This window comes from Desulfovibrio sp. (genome assembly GCF_047607245.1).
Lineage (GTDB): Bacteria > Desulfobacterota > Desulfovibrionia > Desulfovibrionales > Desulfovibrionaceae > Desulfovibrio.
The window spans coordinates 1-3,812 of sequence record NZ_JASGDK010000031.1; the positions used below are offsets into that span (position 1 = coordinate 1).

The 3,812-nt window shown below is 51.1% G+C and carries 3 protein-coding genes; all 3 read right to left on the reverse strand.

From position 1 onward, the window contains the following. Nucleotides 1-676, reverse strand: a 676-nt coding sequence (locus tag QM579_RS02460; RefSeq protein WP_414997644.1) for a rhomboid family intramembrane serine protease, incomplete at its 3' end; no start/stop codon positions are given. A gap of 278 nt (nt 677-954) precedes the next feature. Further along, on the reverse strand, nt 955-1,164 hold the full coding sequence (gene rpmB / locus QM579_RS02465; protein WP_179981593.1) for a 50S ribosomal protein L28: 210 nt from the start codon (nt 1,162-1,164) through the stop codon (nt 955-957). A 206-nt stretch (nt 1,165-1,370) separates the two neighbouring features. Beyond that, on the reverse strand, nt 1,371-3,812 hold a 2,442-nt coding region (locus QM579_RS02470), incomplete at its 5' end, for a chemotaxis protein CheW (RefSeq protein WP_414997645.1).

Consider the following 3,812-nt stretch of genomic DNA (forward strand, 5'->3'; position numbering starts at 1 on the left):
GAAGCGCGGGCCAGTTTTTGCGCAAGCGCCAAGCCTCCCATGTGCCAAGCGCCATACCACTAAACAAGCCTGCAATATGAGCCGCGTAATCTGTATTTTCACCTTCAGTGCCGAGCATGGCCAATATGGCTATGCCTGCTGCTATTGGTAAAATTGCCTTGCGTCTTTGGCTGTGGTGCATGGCCATAAATCCGGCCAATGTCCCCACGCAAGCGAAGAGAGCCGTGGAAAATCCCATACTTGTGACGAGTTTTGGGCGTAAAAGTACGGTTAGCCCATTGCCAATGATACCCCCGGCCATCGTGAGCCATAACGCTCGGCCTATACCTGTGAGGCGGGCAAGCAAAGAAATGAATAGAGAGCCAAAAACCAGGTTACCGCACAAATGAGTAAGTCCGACATGCAGAGTTAGCGCTGTGGCCAGCCGATACCATTGGCCATATATATACACGAGTATGTTATCAAGTATCCCCGCGTCCGCCCAAGTGTTCGGTGGTGGCAAAAACGACGGTGCAGGCCACCAGGCCACACGCCAGCCATGCCAGACTAGCAAAGGCAAGAGAAAAAGAGCTGCAACTGCATAGTGCCGATGCATGTGCATTGGAGTAGAAACAGGCTCTAGTCTGTTATTTTCTTCAGAGAATGCATCTAGCTCCGACAGGGCTATGCCTTCCATAAGCGGAGGAACATAGATCTGTTCTCTGCCAGACAGAGAGGCAGTTCTGTGTGGGATATTGCATGCGTTGAGCACCAGCAGCCAGTCGCGAAAGCGCACGTAGCTGTCTGCTCCGCTGGCTTGGCTAATGTTGCGCCAATACCGCGGCAGACTGTTGGGCCTTCGGCGAATAAGCCAGCGCCCGCTGAGGGAGGGCTTTAAAAAGCGATAAAAAGTGTGCATATAGCAAAAAAGGCCCCGACAGAAGACTGACGGGGCCTCAGATGCAAAAAAACGTGTTAACCCTGCTTGCGCACCAGGGGTTTTGAAACCACACCAGAGCGGATGCAGCGAGTGCAAACCGTGAGGGTTCTCACGCTGCCATCGGCAAACTGATGCCGAACGCGCTGAAGATTGGGGTTAAAGCGACGCTTCGTCTTGATATTGGAATGGCTGACAAGATTGCCAACTTGGGGCTTTTTGCCGCAGAAAATGCATTCCTTGCTCATACTATCCTCCGTATATGCAAAAAAGTTGTTCACTTCACATGCGGCAAAAACAAGGCCCAGCGCCGGAAGATGATCAGCGTAAGAGAGGGCATAACCGCGCGAAGAAGTGCTATAGCTGATGCAGCATCAAAAGGCAAGAAATTTTCTCAAAACTGACATGAAACACAATACAGTCACTCCCTAATCGGCAGTTCCTTCACAAAACGTCACATCCTGGCTGCCGCGGCCACTTGTTTGTTTTCACCGGCCGGGACGATCGTGGTAGCCTTGGATGTAGCCATAATATATATCTCGTGCGGATCCAGAATCAGGATTACAGAGCCATCGCCCATAATTGTGGCTCCTGAAATGCCTTTAAGATCGCCGAGGTAGGCTCCAAGGGGTTTAATCACTATTTCTTGGCGTTCAAGTAACCTGTCGACTACCAAACCGAGCCGGCGATCGTTGTCATGAATGACCACGACGGAAAGCACTTCTGGCAGAGGTTCATCGGTGCGAGGAAGACCAAGCATTTCCGACATTTCAACTATGCCCAGCACTTCTCCGCGCAAGGTGACGGCTTTCCGGCCCTTTACGTCCGTAAGGCGCTGAGCCTCAATTTTTGTCGTTTCAGATACCGCATCCAGAGGTATGGCATACATCTGACCGGAAACATTAACCATAAGAGCGTCAATAATAGCCAAGGTCAGCGGCAGGCTGAGGGTGAAGCGTGTGCCTTTGCCAACTTCGGAGTGGGTGCTGACACTGCCCTTGAGGTTTTTGATATTGGTGCGCACAACGTCCATCCCGACGCCTCGGCCAGAAATATCAGTGATCTGGTCAGCCGAAGAGAAGCCAGGCGCGAAGATAAGTTCCACAGCCTCGCGGTCATCAAGTTGAGCTGCTTCTTCTGCCGTAATTACGCCTTTGCGTACAGCGATTTCGCGCATTTTGACAGGGTCAATTCCTTTGCCATCGTCTTCAATCTCAATGGCCACAGAATTGCCTTTGTGGAAGGCGCGCAACGTTACTTTGCCCTTGGCTGGCTTACCTGCAGCGAGCCGGACGTCCTCGGGTTCTATCCCGTGATCGACAGAGTTACGAATGAGATGAACCAGGGGGTCGCCAATAACTTCAACCACACTTTTATCCAGCTCAGTTTCTTCCCCTTCCATAATCAAGTCCACTTCTTTACCACTTTTGCGCGATAAGTCGCGCACAAGCCTGGGGAAGCGTGAAAAAACTGAAGACACCGGCACCATACGCACTTTCATAATGGTATCTTGCAGGTCGTCAGAAATGCGTGCCATAGCGTACGTTGTTTCGGAAAGACTTTGCGCCACATGGGAGATATCGACATTTTCACTTGTGTCTTCAAGCGAGCGGGCAATAAGAGTATATCGATTGCGGTTGATAATCAGCTCGCCAATAAGGTTCATGAGATGGTCAAGCCGCTCATGATCCACACGTATCGTCGATGAGCTCTTGTGGTTTTCAGCAGCAGGCGCGGCGTTCTTGGCTTGGGGAGCAGGTGCGCGCGCTGGTTGAGCTGTAGTTGCAGTTTGTGGGGCTGGCGCCGCAGCTTTGCTCTGTGTGACAGCGGGAGAGACGGGGGGTACCGTCATCGGCGCAGTTACAACTTTAGGCTCTTCTTGCTCAGCGGCTGCCGCAGGAGCCTGAAGCGAAGAATGATCGACTGTTGTTTCAGGTGCATGATTTTGCGGAGTATCAGTGCTTACTGGTTGGGCTAAGTTGTCCTCTTCGGTATCTTCAGCATTTTTCTCCGAAGTCGAACAAGCATCCGCCGCAACCCTGCCCTCGGCCAAAGCCTGACGGATCATATCCTCAATGATGCTTACTTCCTGACTCAGCAAATCAACCATGAGACCAAAATCGATGTCGCTGCTCCGTCCTTGGTCAACGATGCCTGCAGTGCGTTCAGCATAGGTTTTGATATCAGCAAGCCCCACAAAGGCGCAGGCATTTTTTATTGCTACAAGGCAGCGGAAGAGGGCATCAATGGAATCTTTGTGACTGCCGTCTTTTTTGAGCGTTTCCAGCGCGGCATGGATGATTTCGATCTGTTGCTGAACTGTGACCCGGAAAGCTTCTGTGTCGTCATCTTCGGAGCCAACAGGAATGATAGTTGGGGTAACGACCTCAACAGGGGAAGCCTTTGATTCAGTTTCCACCAAAGACTGCTGCGGTTCATCGGTGGCAGATTCACGTCCTTGTGCTGTCAGCAGCTCAGCGGGCAAAGCAATCGGACCACCTGCCAGGGCAGCCTGCAGTTGTCTGATAACCGTGTCTGTTTCAAAAGGGGTCGCCTGACCAGAGGTGATGTCAATATTATGCACCAAGGCTTCCATCACATCCACAACCAGCAGGAGCAGGTCTATAAGCTCATGCGTTGGCGTGATTTTGTCCTGACGCACATTATTGAGAAGCGTTTCTGCTTCATGGGTAAGCGCATTAAGGTCATTATAGCCAATAATGCCGCTGTTGCCCTTCATATTATGGAAAAACCGGAAGAGATCGTTAACAAGCTCATTCTGGCCTGTGGGATTTTCTTCAAGCTCCAGAAGACCGTTGGTGAGATTTTCAATAATCTCAATGGATTCATCAATGAAATCTTTAAGATGCCCTTCTCCGAAAGCGGTAAGAGCATA

Bases quoted from the DNA above. Each gene is read 5' to 3' on its own strand.
- rpmB (WP_179981593.1), bottom strand. From the start codon at position 1,164: ATGAGCAAGGAATGCATTTTCTGCGGCAAAAAGCCCCAAGTTGGCAAT.